Source organism: Methylobacterium sp. AMS5 (genome assembly GCF_001542815.1).
Lineage (GTDB): Bacteria > Pseudomonadota > Alphaproteobacteria > Rhizobiales > Beijerinckiaceae > Methylobacterium.
The window spans coordinates 4,200,523-4,217,951 of sequence record NZ_CP006992.1; the positions used below are offsets into that span (position 1 = coordinate 4,200,523).

The window sequence follows — 17,429 nt, forward strand, 5'->3', positions numbered from 1 at the left end:
AACAACAGCCTAGCATCGTCCGGAACGGTGTGGCGGGCCGAAACGGCAAGCCGCGGAACGCTTTGTTCAACGGCTGCTGCTATCGAGGCGCGTCACGTCAATCGTTGCGCGGGTTCGAAATAGCCATGGATGTGGTCACCATGCTGGTCATGAGCCTCGCCGCGGCGGCCGCCGCTGCGGGCTTCCTGGCCGTCGAGTGGCGGATCCTGCGCAACCCCGCACTGCTGCTGTGGAGTGCGGGCTTCGCCACCATCGTCCTCGGCTGCTCGCTCTCGCCCGTCCGCGCCGCCTCCTTCCTCGTCGGGGTCTGGTTCGCCAACGGCCTGCTCGTCGTCGCCCACCTCCTGTTCCTCTTCGGCACGGCCCGCTTCACCGGGCGCCGGATCGCACGGCTCTGGTGGGGCCTGCTGCTGGCCTGGGCCGGGCTCCTGCTCCTGCCGGCGGGGATCGACCCGACGCCGGCCTTCGCGATGACCAATTCCGGCCTCGTCGCCCTCGCCGCCCTGCGGGCTGCCCATCTCCTGCTGTCGCGGGCCGGCACGCCCTTCCCGGAGCGCACCGCCGCCTCCGACGCGCTCGGCGCCGTTTTCCTCGCCCACGGCACCTTCTACGCCGCCAAGGCGCTGCTCGTGCCCGTGCCGGGCGCCTTCGTCAGCCTCGTCGGCTTCAAGGGCGTGCTGATCCAAGTCTCGCTGTTCGAGGGCATTCTCGTCGAGATGCTGCTCGCGCTGCTGATGGCCGCCGCGGTGCGCCGCCGCCGGGAGGAGGCGATGACGGCGCTCGCCGAGCGCGATCCCCTCACGGGCGCTTTCAACCGCCGCGCCTTCGAGAGCCGCGCCGCGGAAGCATTGCGGGGCATGGCCGCCGGGCGCCGATCCGGCGCCATGCTGCTGCTCGACGTGGACCGGTTCAAGACCGTCAACGACAGCTTCGGCCACGCCGTCGGCGACCGCATCCTCGTGGCGCTCACCGGCGTGCTGGAGGCCTGCCTGCCGCGCCACGCGATCCTGGCACGGCTCGGCGGGGACGAGTTCGTGATCCTGGTGCCGGGTCTCGACGAGGCGGCGGTTTCCACTCTCGGCGCGGCGATCCGTGCCCGCATGGCCCGCGAGAGCGGCCGGGGCCTGCCCACCGGCGCCACGGTCAGCCTCGGCGCCGCCCTTTTCACCGGCGGCCCGGCCGGACTCGATACCCTGATGGCGCTCGCCGACACGGCGCTCTACGAGGCCAAGGCCCATGGCCGCGACCGGCTGCAGGCCCGACGCGTGGAGCCGCCTGCGGAGCGGGTCCCGGATCGATCCGGACCGGGGGCGGCGAAGGCGCAGGTGTCCGCGCAAGGCGGCTGCTGCGCCTGAGACGGGTTCCACCTGTGCGACGTCCGCACAGCCCGAAGCGATCAACCGGAGCCCGTGGAGCGGTGTGACGTCCGAATCGAAAGGGGCGCCCGCATGGCGGACGCCCCTGGTGGAGGATGATGCCGGACGGATCTCAGGAGATCAGGTCGAGCCTGGCGGTCTCGAAGCCCGCCGCCCGCACGCTGTCGGGGAGAGCGGAGGAATCGGAATAGCCGGCCTCGCGGGCCATGGCGTCGAGGGCGGTACGTTCGTCCTCGGCACTCCCGGTCCAGAGAATCGCGCCGCTCGTCTTCTGCCGGATCTGGAAGATGCTCATCGTGAAACCGCCCGTCGTCAGGAATCTCTTGACGGGATAACCCGGCGCGGCCGACCCTGGTTGCACACGAATGGTCCGACGAAACCTTGAGCGAAGCGAGGAGGCGTCCGCCGCGTCTCGGGAACGACTGATCTCGGGGACAGACCGCCGCTCTCATCCGCCTGCGGCATCTCGCACAGGCTTCGACCGGGGAGGAGTTTGCCACCCCATCCGCCACGAAATCGCCGGTTGCGGCGGACAAGCAGGCTGCGGCGCATCGGCGCGCCCCATGAGACGATTCGCGATGCCGGCCCCTTTGCCCTTCCGTCCCGCTGCGGCGTGCCTCGCCGCCTTCCTCGTCGCGGCCCCGCCGGCCCGCGCCGCCGAGGCGCCGCCCGCGGCCGGGGTGCCCGATCCCGCCACGCTCCTGCCTGCGGTGAGCGTGGTCCCGGCCGAGCGCCGGGAGATCGTCGAGCGGGCGGTGGTGACCGGGACGCTGGTGCCCCGCGACGAGATCCTCGTCGCCCCCGAGGTCGAGGGCCTGCGCATCGTCGCGCTGCTCGTCGAGGAGGGCGACCGGGTCGAGCGCGGTGCGGTGCTGGCACGGCTCTCATTGGAGATGATCGAGACGCAGGAGGCCGCCAACCTCGCGGCCACCGCGAAGGCGGAGGCCGCCATCCTCCAGGCGAAGAGCCAGATCGTCCAGGTGCAGGCCGCCCAGACCGAGGCGCGCCAAGCCCTGGAACGGGCGCAGGCGCTGGTGCGGACCGGCAACGCCACCGCCGTCACCCTGGAGCAGCGGGTCTCGGCGGCGCAGGGCGCCGACGGCCGACTCGAGGCGGCGCGGGCCGGGCTGGCTCTCGCCGAGGCGGATCTGGCCGCGGCGCGGGCGCAGGGACGCGAGATCGGCCTGCGCCGGGCCCGCACCGAGATCCGCGCGCCGGAGGCGGGCCTCGTCAGCCGCCGCACCGCGCGGGTCGGCGCCACCGCGAGCGCGGCCGGCGAGCCGCTGTTCCGCCTGATCGCCCGCGGCGAGATCGAACTGGAGGGCGAGGTGCCGGAATCCGCCCTGCCGCGGCTCCGGGCCGGCGCCCCGGCGCGGCTCGAATGGGAGGACGGGCGCGTGACGCCCGGCGCCGTGCGGCGGGTCTATCCCGAGGTCGACCGGGCGACGCGCCTCGGCCGGGTCCGCATCCGCCTGGACGCCGACCCGGCGTTGCATATCGGCGCCTTCGCCCGCGGCCGGGTCGAGGTCGCCCGGCGCGAGGGCGTGGCGGTGCCGCTCGCCGCCGTGCTCTACGCCGCCGACGGCTCGGCGAGCGTTCTCGCGGTCGCGGACGGCCGCGTCTCCGCCCGCCGGGTCGAGACCGGCCTCTCGGCCGAAGGCTTCACGGAACTGCGCTCCGGCATCGCCGCCGGGGAGGCGGTGGTCGCCCGCGCCGGCTCGTTCCTGCGCGACGGCGACCGGGTCCGGCCCGTCCCGCCGACGGCCCGGGCGGCCGCGGCCCGCTGAGGATCACACGATGCGCCTCAACGTCTCGGCCTGGGCGATCCGCAAGCCGATCCCCTCGCTCGTCCTGTTCCTCGTGCTGATGGTGCTCGGCCTCGTCAGCTTCCGGTCCCTGCCGATCACCCGGTTTCCCAACATCGACATCCCGATCGTCTCGGTGACGGTCACGCAGAGCGGGGCCGCCCCCTCCGAGCTGCAGACCCAGGTCACGAAATGGGTCGAGGATTCGGTGGCCGGGGTGAAGGGGGTCAAGCACATCCTCTCGACCATCTCGGAGGGCGCCTCGATCACCACGATCGAGTTCCGCCTGGAGGTGAACCAGGACCGCGCCGTCAACGACGTGAAGGACGCGATCTCGAAGATCCGCATCAACCTGCCGCGCACCATCGACGAGCCGATCATCAGCCGCGTCGAGATCGCCGGCCTGCCGATCATGATCTACGGCGCGTCCGCCCCGGCGATGACGCCCGAAGACCTGTCGTGGTTCGTCGACGACGTGGTGGCGCGCCAGCTCCAGGGGGTGAAGGGGGTGGGCGGCGTCGAGCGCCTCGGCGGCGTCGCCCGCGAGATCCGCGTGACCCTCAAGCCCGACCGCCTGCTCGCGCTCGGCATCACCGCGGCCGACGTCAACCGGCAATTGCGCCTCACCTCCGCCGACATGGCGGGCGGGCGCGGGGAGTTGGCGGGCGGCGAGCAGTCGATCCGCACGCTCGGCGCCTCGGCGAGCCTGGAGACGCTGGGGGCGACCTCCATCGTCGTGCCCGGCGGGCGCAAGGTGCGCCTCGACGAACTGGCGAGCCTGATGGACGCGGCCGAGGAGCCGCGCACCTTCGCCCGGTTCAACGGCGAGCCGGTGGTGGGCTTTGCCATCTCCCGGGCGATGGGGGCGAGCGACGCCGAGGTCGCGGTCGCCGTGGCGGCCCGCATCGAGGCGCTGCACGCCGAGAATCCGGGGGTCCGCTTCGACCTGATCGACACCAGCGTCGTCAACACCATCGGCAACTACCACTCGGCGATGATGGGCCTGCTGGAAGGCGCCGCCCTCGCCGTGATCGTGGTGTTCCTGTTCCTGAGGGATTGGCGCGCCACCCTGATCGCGGCGGTGGCGCTGCCGCTCTCGGTGCTGCCCACCTTCTGGGTGATGAGCGCGCTCGGCTTCTCGCTGAATGCCGTGAGCCTGCTCGCCATCACCCTGGTGACCGGCATCCTCGTCGACGACGCCATCGTCGAGATCGAGAACATCGTCCGCCACATGCGGATGGGTAAAACCGCCTACCGCGCGGCGCTCGAGGCCGCCGACGAGATCGGGCTCGCGGTCATCGCGATCACCGCGACCATCATCGCGATCTTCGCCCCCGTCTCCTTCATGCCCGGCATCGCCGGCCAGTACTTCAAGCAGTTCGGGCTCACCATCGCGGCGGCCGTGTTCGTGTCGCTGCTCGTCGCCCGCCTGATCACGCCGCTGCTCGCCGCCTACTTCCTGCGCGACCACGGCCCGGACCACGAGCGCGAGGGTTTGGTGATGCGCGCCTATACCCGCCTCGTGGCGTGGTCGGTGCGGCACAAATACCTGACGCTGGTGCTCGGTCTCGCCTGCTTTGCCGGCTCGATCGCCTCGACCCGGCTGCTGCCCGCGGGCTTCATCCCGGCGGAGGACGCGGCGCGCACGATGTTCGTGGTCGAACTGCCCCCCGGGGCGCGCCTCGACGACACCCAGCGCCTCTCCGACGGCCTCGTCGAGACCCTCCGCCAGATGCCCGAAATCCGCTCCGTCTTCGTCGATGGCGGGCGCCAGTTGCCCGGCAAGAAGGAGGTGCGGCTGGCGAGCCTCACCGTGAACCTCACCCCGAAGAGCGACCGCGCCCTGACCCAGAAGCAGGTCGATCTCAAGATCTCAAGCGTCCTGCGGCAGGTGCCCGACATCCGTTTCTGGTCGCTGCAGGAGGGCGGCCAGCGGGAATTCGCGCTGATCGTCTCGGGGCCCGACAAGACCGTGGTCGCCGATGTCGCCGCCCGCCTCCAGCGCGAGGCCATGGGCGTGCCCCACCTCGTCAACCTGATCTCGACCGCCCCTCTCGACCGCACCGAGATCCGCATCACCCCGAAAGCGGGGGTCGCCGCCGATCTCGGCGTCTCGACCGACGTCATCGCCGAGACGGTGCGGGTGGGCACCATCGGCGACATCGCGGCCAACCTCGCCAAGTTCAACGCCCAGGACCGGCAGATCCCGATCCGGGTGATGCTGCCCGAGCGCCTGCGCGGGCAATTGCCCGAGATCGCCAGCCTGAAGGTGCCGGTGAAGGCCGGCGCGGCGGTGCCGCTCGCCACCGTGGCCGACCTGACGCTGGGGCGCGGCCCGACCGCCATCGACCGCTACGACCGCACCGTGCGCGTCGCCGTCGAGGGCGATCTCCAGGGCTCGGACGCGCTCGGCTCGATCATCGAACAGGTGATGGCCCTGCCCGCCGCCACGAACCTCCCCGAGGGCGTCACCATCCGCCAGACCGGCGACGCCGAGGTGATGGGCGAGGTGTTCGAGGGCTTCGCGCTGGCCATGGGCGCCGGGCTGATGATGGTGTTCGGCGTCCTCGTGCTGCTGTTCGGCAACTTCCTCCAGCCGCTCACCATCCTGTTCTCGCTGCCGCTCTCCATCGGCGGGGCGATCCTCGGCCTCCTCGTCTTCCACATGCCGATCTCGATGCCGGTGGTGATCGGCATCCTGATGCTGATGGGCGTGGTGACGAAGAACGCGATCATGCTGGTCGATTTCGCCATCGAGGAGATGGCCCGCGGCGTCGATCGCGTCACCGCCATCGTCGATGCCGGCCGCAAGCGGGCGCGCCCCATCGTGATGACCACCATCGCCATGGCCGCCGGCATGGTGCCGTCGGCACTCGCGCTCGGGATCGGCGGCGAGTTTCGCGCGCCGATGGCGGTGGCGGTGATCGGCGGGCTGATCGTCTCGACCGGCTTGTCGCTCGTCTTCGTGCCGGCGATCTTCCTGCTCGTCGACGACCTGTCGCGGTTGTTCGTGCGCCTGTTCGGCCGCTTCGTCGGCGGGGCGGACGAGCCTGATGAAGAAGACGATGCGTATCGTCCGGGTCCGCCCGCCAACGCCGCCGGTCTCGGCCGCCGAGGGGTGGCCGCCGAGTGATCCGGTATCCGCACGACGGACGTGATCATCGAGGATGCCGAATTCGCGCGGCCGAGGCGTCTCTCACGAAACCTCCGCCACGCGCCGCCTCCGGAAGGACAGCGGGCCCGAGACCGGGGAGCACGCCGAGAACCTGCGAAACCTTAACTGTCTCTCACAGAACTCCCGCCGCGCTGTCATCGCCAGAACGAGAACGGTCAGAGACCGGGAGTTTTGTGAGGCACTTTAAGCAGCGCGGGCCTTGCGACCCTTGTGCTCGGGCTCGCCCCGCAAGCGTGATTTCCTGAACCGCCACCGAAGCTGTCGTGGAGTGAACAGGGGCTCGGCGGCATCGCTCCGGTGGCGAAGCACGGCCCCGTGCGAATACGTCAGGGTTGTACCACAAGATGTTGCGAAGCATTTCTCAACGCTTTTGATCTATGCGGCCAAGATACGCTTCGAGTCCGCCACTGGCCTCGCGGCCACGGATGACCGATGCAGGAACCTCGGAACCGACACGAGCGTCAGGGAGCGCACCGCGAGGACGTCGTCGTCCTCGTCTCGGACCGCCGCGAGCGGGCGGAGCGCCTCGCCCGCGGCATCGCCCTGGTTCTGCCCTGCCGAGTCGTCGAGCCCGGCGCGGCCCTGCCCGCCGACCGGCCGATCGCCTTCGTCGTCGATCTCGCCACCGATCTCGCGGCCGATCGGGGAAGTGCCTGGATCATGTGGCTCGCCGAGCGCATTCGCGAGAGCGGGCTGCCCTGTCTTTATCTCGCCCGCGGCAATGCCGTCCAAGACACGGCGGCCGTGCGTCTGCTCGGCACGCCGACCGTGATCGATCCGCGCCAATCCGCCGGCATCGTCCCGGCGCTCATGCGCCTCGTCGCGGACGGAAAGGCGAGGGGGGGCTCATCGGCCAAGGCGCGGAAACCGGGCGGCGTGACCCCCGAATTGCGGGTGGAGCGGGCCACCACCCTCGTCACCCGCCTGTTCGACAAGGCCGCCGCCGGCCGGCCCCCGAGCCCGGAGGAGGCCGAGGAGGGCACGCGGATCGTGCTCGACACGGTCTCCGAGGTCGGCATCCGTGCCTGGCTCGACCTCGTCTGGCGCCACGACATCCAGGTCTACCAGCACTCCTTGAGCGTCGCGGGCTTCGCCGCCGCCTTCGCTGCCGAACTCGGCTTCTCCCGGGGCGACCGGCAGCGGCTCGCCAAGGCCGCGCTGCTGCACGATGTCGGCAAGGCGCTGATCCCCCATGCCATCCTCAACAAGCCGGGACGCCTCACGCCCGACGAGATGGGGGTGATGCGCACGCATGCCGCGCTCGGCGCCGACCTGCTGGCGAAGGAGGGCGCCTTCGAGCCCGAGATCCTCGATGTGGTGCGCTACCACCACGAGCGCCTCGACGGGTCCGGCTACCCCGAAGGCCTGAGGGGCGCGCGGATCGGCGATCTCGTGCGGCTCGTGGCGATCTGCGACGTCCACTCGGCCCTGACCGAGCGCCGGGTCTACCGGCCGCCGCTATCCGCCGCCGAGGCCGCCGCGATCATGCAGGCCCAGGCCGGCCAGCTCGATTCCGACCTGCTCAGGGTCTACCGCCCGATCATCTTCCGCGCCGGTGAGGCCGCGGGCGGACCGTCCGTGCTGAGCTGATCTCCCGTCTTTCGGGCCGGTCAGTGCCGTGCGGCGACCCGCTCGGCCAGCAGGCACAGGATCTCGAAGGCGATGCCGGCGCCCGCCAGCGCCGTGATGCCGGCGGAATCGAGCGGGGGCGCGACCTCCACCACATCCGCCCCGACGAGATCGAGGCCGCGCAGCGCCCGCAGCAGGTGCAGCGCCTCGCGGGTGGTGAAGCCGCCGATCTCCGGCGTGCCGGTGCCGGGGGCGAAGGCGGGATCGAGGGCGTCGATGTCGAAGCTGAGATAGGTCGGGCCGTCGCCGGTCACGGCGCGGGCTTTCGCGGCCACCTCCGGCAGGCCGCGGGCGCAGACCTCCTCCATCGTGAGGATGCGCATGCCCTGCGCCAGGGCCCAGTCGCGCTCGTCGGCCGCATCCATGCTGCCGCGGATGCCGATCTGGATGCAGCGCCGCGGGTCGAGCAATCCGGCCTCGACCGCGCGCCGGAACGGCGTGCCGTGGGTGAGCCGCGACCCATCGGACTGCGCGTCGCCATACTGCGCGTCGTCGGTGTCGCTGTGGGCGTCGATATGGATCAGGCCGAGCGGCCGGGCGGCCCCGAGCGCCCGCAGCACCGGATAGGTGATGAAATGGTCGCCCCCCACCGTGAGCGGCACGATCCCGGCCTCGGCGAGCGGCCGGTAGAACGCCTCGATCCGCCGTGCGGTCTCGGCGGCGTCCACCGGGTTGACCGGCACGTCGCCGAGATCGGCGCAGGCCGCCAGGGCGTAGGGCGCCACCCCCGTGGCGTGGTTGAGCGCCCGCGTGCCGGTGGAGGCCTCGCGCACGGCCCGCGGTCCGAGCCGGGCACCGGGCCGGTTGGTGGTGGTGCCGTCAAAGGGGATGCCGATCAGGCCGATCTCGACCAGCGCAGCCCCTTCGCCAGCCCCTTGGCCAGCCCCTTCGCCCACCGCCTCGGCGGGATCGAGCACCGGCAGCCGCATGAAGCTCGCAAGGCCGGAGAAGCGTGGTGTCGCCATCCCCGAGGCCGGCTGGAACCGCGCCAGCCGTTCCGCCCGCGCGCCCGCCGGTTCGCTCTCATCCGGCATGACGATCCTCCCCCCGGCGCGGTGTCTTCACAGCCACTTGCAGCGATGCGCGATCTCACCCGCGCTCCGCATCAAGCCGCCCGTCTCCTCCGGCCGCAAGCCGTTTCATGAACCCGTTTCATAAACCCGTTTCCTGCCCGCCATGTCATGCGCCCGTCGCGGCCGGCGCAAACTACGCAGGGGGCCTCGGCGAGCGGATACATTCGCTTGCGATGGTGTTGCGCATCGGAGCACGATACCGCCAAGCCTGATCGAGCAAGCCTGATCGAGCAAGCCTGATCGAGGCGCCGGGCAGCCGCTCGAGAGACGTCGTCCGGCTGGCGGAGAGAGCGGACAGAAAAGGGCGGTTCATGACAGCTCAGGTCGCGGTCATCGACCGTTCGGAGGCCGAGGATTGGGATGAGATCCTCTGGCAGCAGCCGGCCGCCAACCTCTACGCGTCCCGCAGTTGGGGCCGCTACAAGAGCCGGCTCGGCTGGACCGTCCGGCAGGTCGCCCTGAACGACAACGGCGCGGATCTCGCCTACATCCAGTACCAGGAGCGCCGCACCGGCCCCGTGCGCCGGATCCTCGTGCAGGGAGGGGCGGTCCTCACCGCCCGCGGGCAGTTCCGGGCGGAAGCGGTGCTCGCCGCCTTCATCGACCATCTCGCCCTGCGCCCGGCGGATCTGCTCGCGGTGAAGAGCTACCGGCCTCAGGATCCGGAGGGGATCACCGCCCTGCTGTCGCACGGCTTCGTGCCCGTCGTGACGGCCAAGGATCACACGATCGAACTCGACCTGACACCGGAAACGGACGCGATCCTGGCCGCGGCCGACCGGCGCTGGCGGCGCGAGGTCAACAAGGCGACGGGACAGCCCGATCTCACCGCCGTCTTCCTGACGGACCCGGACGAGCGGTTGCGGGCCTTCGACACCTTCGTGCGGATGTATGCCGCCCTCCAGCAGCGCAAGGGTTTCTCGAGCGGCCTCGACACGGCCGCCTATCGCGATCTCGCGGCGTCCGATCCGCACCTGCTCTTCCTCGAAATCCGCCAGGGCGGAGAGCCGATCCTGGTGCGCATCGTCCACACCGCGCGCGCGGTGTGGACCGACTTCTTCACGGCTTCGGACGAGCGGGCACGATCGACCGGTGCGGCCACCCTCGCCGTCTGGCGGATCATCGAACGCGCCCGGCAGGAGGGCGCCAGCCGCTTCGATTTCGGCGGCGTCGATCCGTCCGGGAATCGCGGCGTCTTCGATTTCAAGCGCGCCTTGAGCCGTAACGTGATCCAGGGCGGTCCGACCTGGATCTACGCACGCAACGCCTTCATCCGTCGCGCTGCCGCGACCGCCCTGTTCCTGCGCTAGATCTAGGCCGCTGGCCGGGGCCGGGCGCGCGCTGCCCCGCCCTTCCCCTCGACGCAGAGGCTCAGCCCGGCGGGGCCGTCACGGGGCGGCGCCTGCGCCAACGAAGTGGGCGATGCTCTCACGGCTTTGCTGCGAGCAACGCCGAAAACCGCGCCACCAGCCGCCGCCCGACCTCCTCCTTGCTGAGCTTCGGCCAAGTCTCGACACGGCTCTCGACACGGCTCTCGACGCCGCCGGTGCGGGCGACGAGGTGGACGGTGTTCTCGGTGCCGCCCATGACCCCGCCCTCCGCCGAGACGTCGTTGGCCACGATCCAGTCGCAGCCCTTCCGCGCGATCTTCTTCTGCGCGTTCACGATCACGTCGTCGGTCTCGGCGGCGAAGCCCACGACGAGGGGCGGGCGCCCCTCGGCGCGGCCGGCGATGGTGGCGAGAATGTCCGGATTCTCGACGAGCTGCAGCGGTGGTGGCAGGTGGCCGTCCTTCTTGATCTTGCCGACCCGCATCTCGGCGGGCCGCCAGTCGCCGACCGCGGCGGCGAAGATCGCGAGATCGGCGGGCAGGGCGGCCTCGACCGCGGCGAGCATCTCGCGGGCGCTCTCGACCCGCACCACGGCGACGCCCGCCGGATCGGGGATCGCCACCGGCCCCGAGACCAGGGTGACGCGGGCGCCGGCCTCGGCCGCGGCGGCGGCGACCGCGTGGCCCTGCCGCCCCGAGGAGCGGTTGGCGAGGTAGCGCACCGGATCGATCGGCTCGTGGGTCGGCCCCGAGGTGACGAGCACGTGCCGCCCCGCCAGCGGTTTTTTGGGCGTTTCGCGGCCCGCCAGGAAGCCCAGGCCTTGGCCCTCGGACCGCTGCGCCAGCAGGGCTTCGAGCGCGTCGGCGATCTCGTGCGGCTCGGCCAGCCGCCCGGGGCCGAACTCGGCCTCGGCCATGGCGCCCTCATTGGGGCCGATTACCGCGACGCCGTCGGCCTTCAAGGTCGCGAGGTTCCGCTGTGTCGCCGGATGCTGCCACATCCGCACGTTCATGGCCGGGGCGATCAGGATCGGCAGGGTGGTGGCGAGCAGCACCGTCGAGGCGAGATCCGGCGCGTGGCCGGTCGCCATCCGCGCCATCAGGTTGGCGGTGGCCGGCGCCACCACGATGGCGTCGGCGTCGCGAGCGAGCTTGATATGGCCGATATCGGCCTCGCTCTCCCGGTCGAACAGGTCGGTATGGGTCCGTTCCCCGGCCAGCGCGGCGGCGGCCAGGGGCGTGACGAACTCCTGGGCCGCGTCGGTCAGCAGCGGACGCACCTGCGCCCCGCGCTCGCGCAGGCGCCGGATCAGGTCGAGCGCCTTGTAGGCGGCGATGCCGCCGCCGACGATCAGGAGGATGCGGCGGCCGGCGAGGGGCTTTGGAGACGGAGAAGACATGAAGCCAGAACGGGGAATCGTAGGGCGCGCGTCAAGGTGCGAGAGGATCGCTCACCGGAACGCCAGCACCAGCGCCCCCACCGCGATCCCCCACAGGGCCAGGGTCGACCAGATGGCGCGTCGCCGTTCCAGGCGGGCGATCCGCTCCATCGCCTGGATGTCGCGCGAGCCCTCCTCGTCGAGGCGGATCATGATGCGGCGGATGCGCTGGGCGATGTCGGGGATGTCGGAGACGACCTCGGCGAGCGTCAGCGCCGCGCGGGCGCCGCCCTCGATCCGGCCGACGGGGCCGAGATGGCGGGTGATCCATGAGCGCACGACCGGTTCGGCGCCGGTCCACATGTCGAGCTGCGGATCGAGCGAGCGGGCGACGCCCTCCACCACCACCATGGTCTTCTGCAGCATCACCAGCTCGGTGCGGGTGCTCATGTCGAACAGGGCGGTCACGTCGAACAGGAGCGTGAGCACCTTGGCCATCGAGATCTCGTCGGCCCGGCGCTGGTGGATCGGCTCGCCGATCGCCCGGATGGCCTGCGCGAAATCGTCCACCGAATGGTGGCGCGGCACGTAGCCCGCCTCGAAATGCACCTGGGCGACGCGGCGATAGTCGCGGGTGATGAAGCCGAGCAGGATTTCGGCGAGGAAGCGCCGCTCGGCGTGGCCGAGCCGGCCCATGATGCCGAAATCCACCGCGACGAGCCGCCCCTGCGGATCGACGAACAGGTTGCCGGGATGCATGTCCGCGTGAAAAAACCCGTCGCGGATCGCTTGGCGCAGGAAGGACTGGATCACCGTGCGGCCGAGCGCCTTCGGGTCGTGGCCCGCCGCGACGATGCCGGGCCGGTCGTTGAGGCGCACGCCGTCGATCCACTCGCTCGTCAGCACGTCCCGCGAGGTCAGGGCCCATTCGGGGCGCGGCGTGCGGAAATCCGCGTCGCCCGCGGTGTTCTGCGCGAGTTCCGACATCGCCGCCGCTTCGAGGCGAAGGTCCATCTCCATGGTGACGGAGCGGGCCAGGATCTCGACCACCTCCCGCGGACGCAGGCGCTCGGCATCGGGCAGGAGCGCGTTGACGATGCGGGCCATGAACCGCATCGCCTGGATGTCGCGCGCGAACCGCTCGCGCACGCCGGGCCGCATCACCTTGACCGCGAGGTTACGCTGCGTGCCGTCGGCGTCGAGCACCGTCGCCTTGTGGACCTGGGCGATGGACGCCGCGGCCACCGGCTCGCTGAAGGCGGTGAACAGCACCGGGACCGGCTTGCCGAGCTCCCCCTCGACCACGCGCAGCGCCACCCCCTGCGGGAAGGGCGGAACCCGGTCCTGAAGCCGCTCTAGATCGCGCGCGGCGGCCATGCCGACGATGTCGGGGCGGGTCGCCAGGAACTGGCCGAACTTGACGTAGGAGGGGCCGAGCCGGGTCAGCGCCCGCTCCAGCGGGCTCGCGCCGGGGGCCTCCGCGATGCCGCGCCGCTCCAGCGACCGGCCGAGCTTCAGCGCGAGCCGCAGATGCGGCGGCAATTGCGCCGCGTCGATCAGCGCCAGACCGCCCTCACGGGCGAGCACGAAGCCGACACGGGCGCCGCGGGCAAGGTGGAAGACGGCGCCGAGCATCATCGAACCCTGAAAGGCATTTGCTCGAAGAGGGATCGCCCCGGATCACCGACGCAAGGCGTCCCCTGCGCCGCGGAGCCCGGCCCTGCCGAGGCGCCCGTCAGCGCCCGAGATCGGAAAGAAATCAAGAAATCTTCCAGCCGGAATGGATCGCGACGATGCCGCCCGAGAGCCGGCGATGGCTGACATGGCTGAATCCCGCCGTCTCGATCATCCGGGCGAAGCTGTCGGGGGAGGGGAACTTGCGGATCGACTCGACGAGGTACTGGTAGGATTCGCGGTCGCCCGCCACCCGCTCGCCGATGCGCGGGATCACGTGGAAGGAGTAGGCGTCGTAGATCTTCTCCAGCACCGGAAGGTCGACCCGCGAGAATTCCAGGCACAGGAAGCGTCCGCCGGGCTTGAGCACCCGGTGCGCCTCGCGCAGGGCCACGTCGATGCGCGGCACGTTCCTGATGCCGAAGGCGATGGTGTAGCTGTCGAAATGGTTCGACGGCAGGGGCAGCGTCTCGGCGTTGCCGGTGACGAAATCGATGCGGCCGTCGTACTTGTGGCCGGCGCGCTCGGCGCCGACCCGCAGCATCGCCTCGTTGATGTCGAGCACGGTGACGCGGGTCTCGGGGCCGCCCGCTTCGAGGGTGCGGAAGGCGATGTCGCCGGTGCCGCCGGCGACATCGAGATGGTGGTAGGGCCGGGTGCGCGACGGGCGCAGCATCGAGATCAGGTGCGACTTCCAGACCCGGTGCAGCCCGCCCGACATCAGGTCGTTCATCAGGTCGTAGCGGCGCGCGACGGAGCGGAACACGTCGTCCACCTTGGCCTGCTTCTCGGAAAGCCGCACGCGCTCGTAGCCGAAATCGGCGGTGGCTTCGCTGTCGCCGGCTCTCGGGTCCGTTCCGCTCATCCGATCCTACCCTGCGCTCGCCCGTCGCCGCTCACGGCCTCGGCCGAGCCTCCTTAGCGAATGCCGGCTTGAACCGCCATGCGGCAGCGGGGCGACCGGCGAGCGGGTCAGTCCTTCTCCTCGGTGACCCGTGCCGACGGGTGACAGAAAAAGGGCGTCAGCCTCGCGGCCGGCCGCTGCTGAGAGCGATGATCTGGTCGGCGAGTCGGTTTGCGTTCCGGACCGCATAATTCATCGTGAAGAGGCCCGTATCGGTTCGCGATACCTCATCCTTCAAAGTATAGTATTCCGCGTTTCCGCCGCTGACGCGATCGATCAGCAAGAAGTTCGAGTTCAGGAATCCTTCGAAGGTAAAAATCACGCGTTTGGCCTGCGTTTGAGGCGCCAGGGTAAGGGTATGGAAGGCCGATCCGGCCAATCCGACGATCAGCTCTGCCGTCCTGAAAATGGCGACCTGTTCCGCCACCGTCAGCATCTCGGGATAGACAATCTCGAATCCGGCCTGCTTCATCTTGAGATCGATAAAAGCTTCCCCCTCAAGGCCGTTCACGCCCGCCCCGAGCCGTGACTTGGAAAAGTAGACCTTCTGCCAGCGCCTGTCTGAGCCAGACCCGATGCCGCGAGCGATCGCCGACATCGCGACCGCATGATCCCGCCAGATGCTGTGCTGTTCGTACAGCGAGGGCCCTGGCACGATCACCCTTCTGATGCGGGTCGGGCGTTCGAAGGAGAAGCTCCGTCCTGCCAACCCCGTCAAGCCGAGCATCTCGACAATGAAGCGCGCACGATGTGCCTGAACCGGCGGCGTCGAGTGGAAAAGTACTGGATGGGAGCCGTCGATGGCCCAGCACCTGCTGAGCGTGGAGAGCAAGAAGTGGCCGTAATGCGACAGGAGTGGGCCGCCATAGACCATGGTCTCGAACGGGGCCTCGTCGAGATCGTAGCGCCCGAGATCGAGGACCTCGCTCTGTCCAACGAGGTCGAGGTTCGCTCCTCGCCGATAGGCTGCTCCGTTGATGAGACTTCCGTCGCTCTTGTAGAGCCCCCAGTAAGGATCGTGATCGAGCAGGATCCCACTATTAAAGGGAAGGTAGACTGCATCCTCGTAGGTTTTGGCTGAAATCCTTTCTCGCTCCAGATCGCTTCCCCAAATGGTCGTGCACCGTTCGACCGCACGCCCCTCGGGGGCTTGCGCGTAGAAGTCCAGAATCTGCTCTTCGATGGCGTCTGTCAGGATCGTCTGCGTTTCACCCCTGCATTCGGCCGTCACGGCCAAGTCGCCGCGATCGATCGAGGGGAGCGGCGGGAGCAGGATCCGATAACCGTGGGGCCCGGCAATGCCCGCCGCGTTGACGTCGGGCCGCTCTTGGTTGGCGGGTTCGCGCCTTAGCCTTTCGCCGCGCAGGTGGACCTCGACATGCACGCACTCATCTTGGTGCAGTACGCTGCACACCCAGCCCTGCAAGGTTCCGTTCGAAAATTGGTCCAGGCTGCCAGCGAAGACGGGTGGGACGTCCGGTGCCTTGCGCCTGCGGAAGAACATCGCTTCTCCTGGCTGAACGGAGATGTATGAGACAAGTGATGTTTGAGCGATGACGGGGGTGGCGCAAGCGATAAAAATGAAAAAACACGATGGTGCTCGCAAGATATTCGCTGAGATAGGCCGCCTGCGTGGAAAAATGGATCGCCGATGCGGCCGTAATGGCTCTTCAAAACGCTATGGATAGCCTTCCTATCGGCAGCCTGGCTTCAATCCTTGATTCGTTGTGCGAGATGCTCTCGGCGCGGTTGCAGGTCGTGAGAGGCGCATCGCGTCGATGACCGGACGCGCAGTTCGGTCTTGCGGGATCGATTTGATGGGAGGTTGTTCGGGACGCGTCCCTTTGAGGAGGTCGTCAGCCGACCCGCAGCGGCCCGCCGACGAGCCAGGCCGGATCGAACCAGCGGTCGGCCTCGCCGTCGTAGGGGAGGCGGGTGACGTCCCAGTGCTGGATGTATTGCGCGTAGACGTTCCAGACCGCGATGCCGCCGCCGACGAAGATGCGCCGGCCGGGATAGCGGGCCAGCACCTGTTCCGGATCCTCGTGCGAACGGATCACGTCGATGGTGCGGTCCTTGAACGCGAATTCGGGCACCGAGGCCACGGTTTTGGGGCCGGCGATCAGCACGTGGCCCATGGTGAGCGCGAAGAAGCGCGTCACGTCCTCGACGAAGAGCGGATCGGTGTTGCCCTCCCAGGGGAGCTGCCCGTTGAGGCCGAGCTGGCCCCGCTGGCCGATGGCGCAGATGCAGCGGACGTCGATCATGGCTGAAACCTGAAAAACAAAGAATGCGGGCTCTGCCCGCAAGCCCGCCGGGGCCTTGGCCCCGGACCCCGTTACTGGGGTGCGGAGAAGGTGAGAACCCGGTCGCTGGGGAAATCGTAGAGTTTGCCCGTCTCGTTCCAATCGGGGGAGGCCAGCCGCACGAAATGCGGGGCCAGTTCCTCCGGGGTCTTGAGCGTCTCCGGATCCTCGCCCGGCATCGCCGCGGCGCGCATGCTCGTGCGCAGCGGGCCCGGATTGAGCAGCATGGCGCGCACCCGCGTGCGCTCGTTCTCGGCGGCATAGGTGCGCACCATCGCCTCCAGCGCCGCCTTCGAGACGGAGTAGGGCCCCCAATAGGCCCGGCATTTCGCGGCCGCGCCCGAGGAGACGAAGACCGCCCTCCCCGCGTCCGAGCGCTGGAGCAGCGGGTCGAACGAGCGGATCAGGCGCCAGTTGGCAGTGACGTTGATCGCCATCACCCCATCCCACACCTTGGGCGTGACGTGGCTCACCGGCATCAGGTTGCCGAGGATGCCGGCATTGCCGACCACGATGTCGAGCCGGCCCCAGCGCTCGTTGAGCGCAGCACCCAGGCGGTCGATGGCGTCGTAATCGGTGAGGTCGAGCGGCACGAGCGTCGCGTGGCCGCCGGCGGTGCGGATCGCGTCGTCGAGTTCCTCCAGGCCGCCCTGCGTGCGGGCGACGGCGACGACGTGGGCGCCGGCGCCCGCCAGAGCCAGGGCGGCGGCGCGGCCGATGCCGCGCGAGGCGCCGGTGACGACGGCGACGCGGCCGTCGAGGATCGGGTCGGCCATCT

At 70.0% G+C, this 17,429-nt stretch carries 13 protein-coding genes; 5 read left to right on the forward strand and 8 right to left on the reverse strand.

Features of this window, described 5'->3' with window-relative positions; genetic code table 11:
• Positions 1-125 precede the first annotated feature (125 nt).
• Positions 126-1,355, forward strand: a complete 1,230-nt coding sequence (locus tag Y590_RS18865; protein ID WP_060771194.1) for a GGDEF domain-containing protein — start codon at positions 126-128, stop codon at positions 1,353-1,355.
• Between the two features lie 133 nt (positions 1,356-1,488).
• Here Y590_RS18865 and Y590_RS18870 read toward each other — a convergent pair whose 3' ends face one another.
• Positions 1,489-1,671, reverse strand: coding sequence for a hypothetical protein (locus Y590_RS18870; RefSeq protein WP_060771195.1), 183 nt, complete (start codon positions 1,669-1,671; stop codon positions 1,489-1,491).
• Between the two features lie 283 nt (positions 1,672-1,954).
• Here Y590_RS18870 and Y590_RS18875 point away from each other — a divergent pair, with 283 nt between their 5' ends.
• The 3 genes from Y590_RS18875 (at position 1,955) to Y590_RS18885 (ending at position 7,946) form a co-directional block, all read left to right on the forward strand.
• A complete protein-coding gene (locus tag Y590_RS18875) occupies positions 1,955-3,163 on the forward strand; it encodes an efflux RND transporter periplasmic adaptor subunit (RefSeq protein ID WP_060771196.1) in 1,209 nt (402 codons plus the stop codon).
• Positions 3,164-3,173: 10 nt separating this feature from the next.
• Positions 3,174-6,314: an efflux RND transporter permease subunit gene (locus Y590_RS18880; protein WP_060771197.1), complete on the forward strand. Its 3,141-nt coding sequence runs from the start codon at positions 3,174-3,176 to the stop codon at positions 6,312-6,314.
• A 474-nt stretch (positions 6,315-6,788) separates the two neighbouring features.
• A complete protein-coding gene (locus Y590_RS18885) occupies positions 6,789-7,946 on the forward strand; it encodes an HD-GYP domain-containing protein (RefSeq protein WP_060771198.1) in 1,158 nt (385 codons plus the stop codon).
• Positions 7,947-7,966: 20 nt separating this feature from the next.
• On the opposite strand, the gene speB is transcribed toward Y590_RS18885, so the two are convergent.
• Positions 7,967-9,019 (reverse strand): agmatinase, encoded by a 1,053-nt coding sequence (speB, locus tag Y590_RS18890; RefSeq protein WP_060771199.1) that lies wholly within the window; start codon positions 9,017-9,019, stop codon positions 7,967-7,969.
• 350 nt (positions 9,020-9,369) lie between these two features.
• Between speB and Y590_RS18895 the strand changes: the two genes are divergently transcribed.
• Positions 9,370-10,368, forward strand: a complete 999-nt coding sequence (locus Y590_RS18895) for a lipid II:glycine glycyltransferase FemX (protein WP_060771200.1) — start codon at positions 9,370-9,372, stop codon at positions 10,366-10,368.
• Between the two features lie 118 nt (positions 10,369-10,486).
• Here the strand turns inward: Y590_RS18895 and coaBC are convergent, their stop codons facing one another.
• The 6 genes from coaBC to Y590_RS18925 all read right to left on the reverse strand — a co-directional run bounded on the left by coaBC (position 10,487) and on the right by Y590_RS18925 (position 17,427).
• Positions 10,487-11,788: a bifunctional phosphopantothenoylcysteine decarboxylase/phosphopantothenate--cysteine ligase CoaBC gene (gene coaBC / locus Y590_RS18900; RefSeq protein WP_060771201.1), complete on the reverse strand. Its 1,302-nt coding sequence runs from the start codon at positions 11,786-11,788 to the stop codon at positions 10,487-10,489.
• Between the two features lie 51 nt (positions 11,789-11,839).
• Positions 11,840-13,402, reverse strand: a complete 1,563-nt coding sequence (gene ubiB / locus Y590_RS18905; protein WP_060772365.1) for a 2-polyprenylphenol 6-hydroxylase — start codon at positions 13,400-13,402, stop codon at positions 11,840-11,842.
• Positions 13,403-13,526: 124 nt separating this feature from the next.
• Complete coding sequence (gene ubiE / locus Y590_RS18910; RefSeq protein ID WP_060771202.1) at positions 13,527-14,306, reverse strand: bifunctional demethylmenaquinone methyltransferase/2-methoxy-6-polyprenyl-1,4-benzoquinol methylase UbiE; 780 nt, start codon at positions 14,304-14,306, stop codon at positions 13,527-13,529.
• A gap of 157 nt (positions 14,307-14,463) precedes the next feature.
• The gene (locus tag Y590_RS18915) at positions 14,464-15,849 is read right to left on the reverse strand and encodes a glycosyltransferase family 61 protein (protein WP_060771203.1); all 1,386 of its coding nucleotides are present in this window, start codon (positions 15,847-15,849) and stop codon (positions 14,464-14,466) included.
• Positions 15,850-16,201: 352 nt separating this feature from the next.
• Positions 16,202-16,612 (reverse strand): dihydrofolate reductase, encoded by a 411-nt coding sequence (locus tag Y590_RS18920; RefSeq protein WP_060771204.1) that lies wholly within the window; start codon positions 16,610-16,612, stop codon positions 16,202-16,204.
• A gap of 71 nt (positions 16,613-16,683) precedes the next feature.
• A complete protein-coding gene (locus Y590_RS18925) occupies positions 16,684-17,427 on the reverse strand; it encodes an SDR family NAD(P)-dependent oxidoreductase (RefSeq protein ID WP_060771205.1) in 744 nt (247 codons plus the stop codon).
• Positions 17,428-17,429 lie beyond the last annotated feature (2 nt).

Coding starts and splice junctions, on each gene's coding strand:
- Y590_RS18865 (WP_060771194.1), top strand. CDS start 126: ATGGATGTGGTCACCATGCTGGTCATGAGCCTCGCCGCGGCGGCCGCC.
- Y590_RS18870 (WP_060771195.1), bottom strand. CDS start 1,671: ATGAGCATCTTCCAGATCCGGCAGAAGACGAGCGGCGCGATTCTCTGG.
- Y590_RS18875 (WP_060771196.1), top strand. CDS start 1,955: ATGCCGGCCCCTTTGCCCTTCCGTCCCGCTGCGGCGTGCCTCGCCGCC.
- Y590_RS18880 (WP_060771197.1), top strand. CDS start 3,174: ATGCGCCTCAACGTCTCGGCCTGGGCGATCCGCAAGCCGATCCCCTCG.
- Y590_RS18885 (WP_060771198.1), top strand. CDS start 6,789: ATGCAGGAACCTCGGAACCGACACGAGCGTCAGGGAGCGCACCGCGAG.
- speB (WP_060771199.1), bottom strand. CDS start 9,019: ATGCCGGATGAGAGCGAACCGGCGGGCGCGCGGGCGGAACGGCTGGCG.
- Y590_RS18895 (WP_060771200.1), top strand. CDS start 9,370: ATGACAGCTCAGGTCGCGGTCATCGACCGTTCGGAGGCCGAGGATTGG.
- coaBC (WP_060771201.1), bottom strand. CDS start 11,788: ATGTCTTCTCCGTCTCCAAAGCCCCTCGCCGGCCGCCGCATCCTCCTG.
- ubiB (WP_060772365.1), bottom strand. CDS start 13,402: ATGCTCGGCGCCGTCTTCCACCTTGCCCGCGGCGCCCGTGTCGGCTTC.
- ubiE (WP_060771202.1), bottom strand. CDS start 14,306: ATGAGCGGAACGGACCCGAGAGCCGGCGACAGCGAAGCCACCGCCGAT.
- Y590_RS18915 (WP_060771203.1), bottom strand. CDS start 15,849: ATGTTCTTCCGCAGGCGCAAGGCACCGGACGTCCCACCCGTCTTCGCT.
- Y590_RS18920 (WP_060771204.1), bottom strand. CDS start 16,612: ATGATCGACGTCCGCTGCATCTGCGCCATCGGCCAGCGGGGCCAGCTC.
- Y590_RS18925 (WP_060771205.1), bottom strand. CDS start 17,427: ATGGCCGACCCGATCCTCGACGGCCGCGTCGCCGTCGTCACCGGCGCC.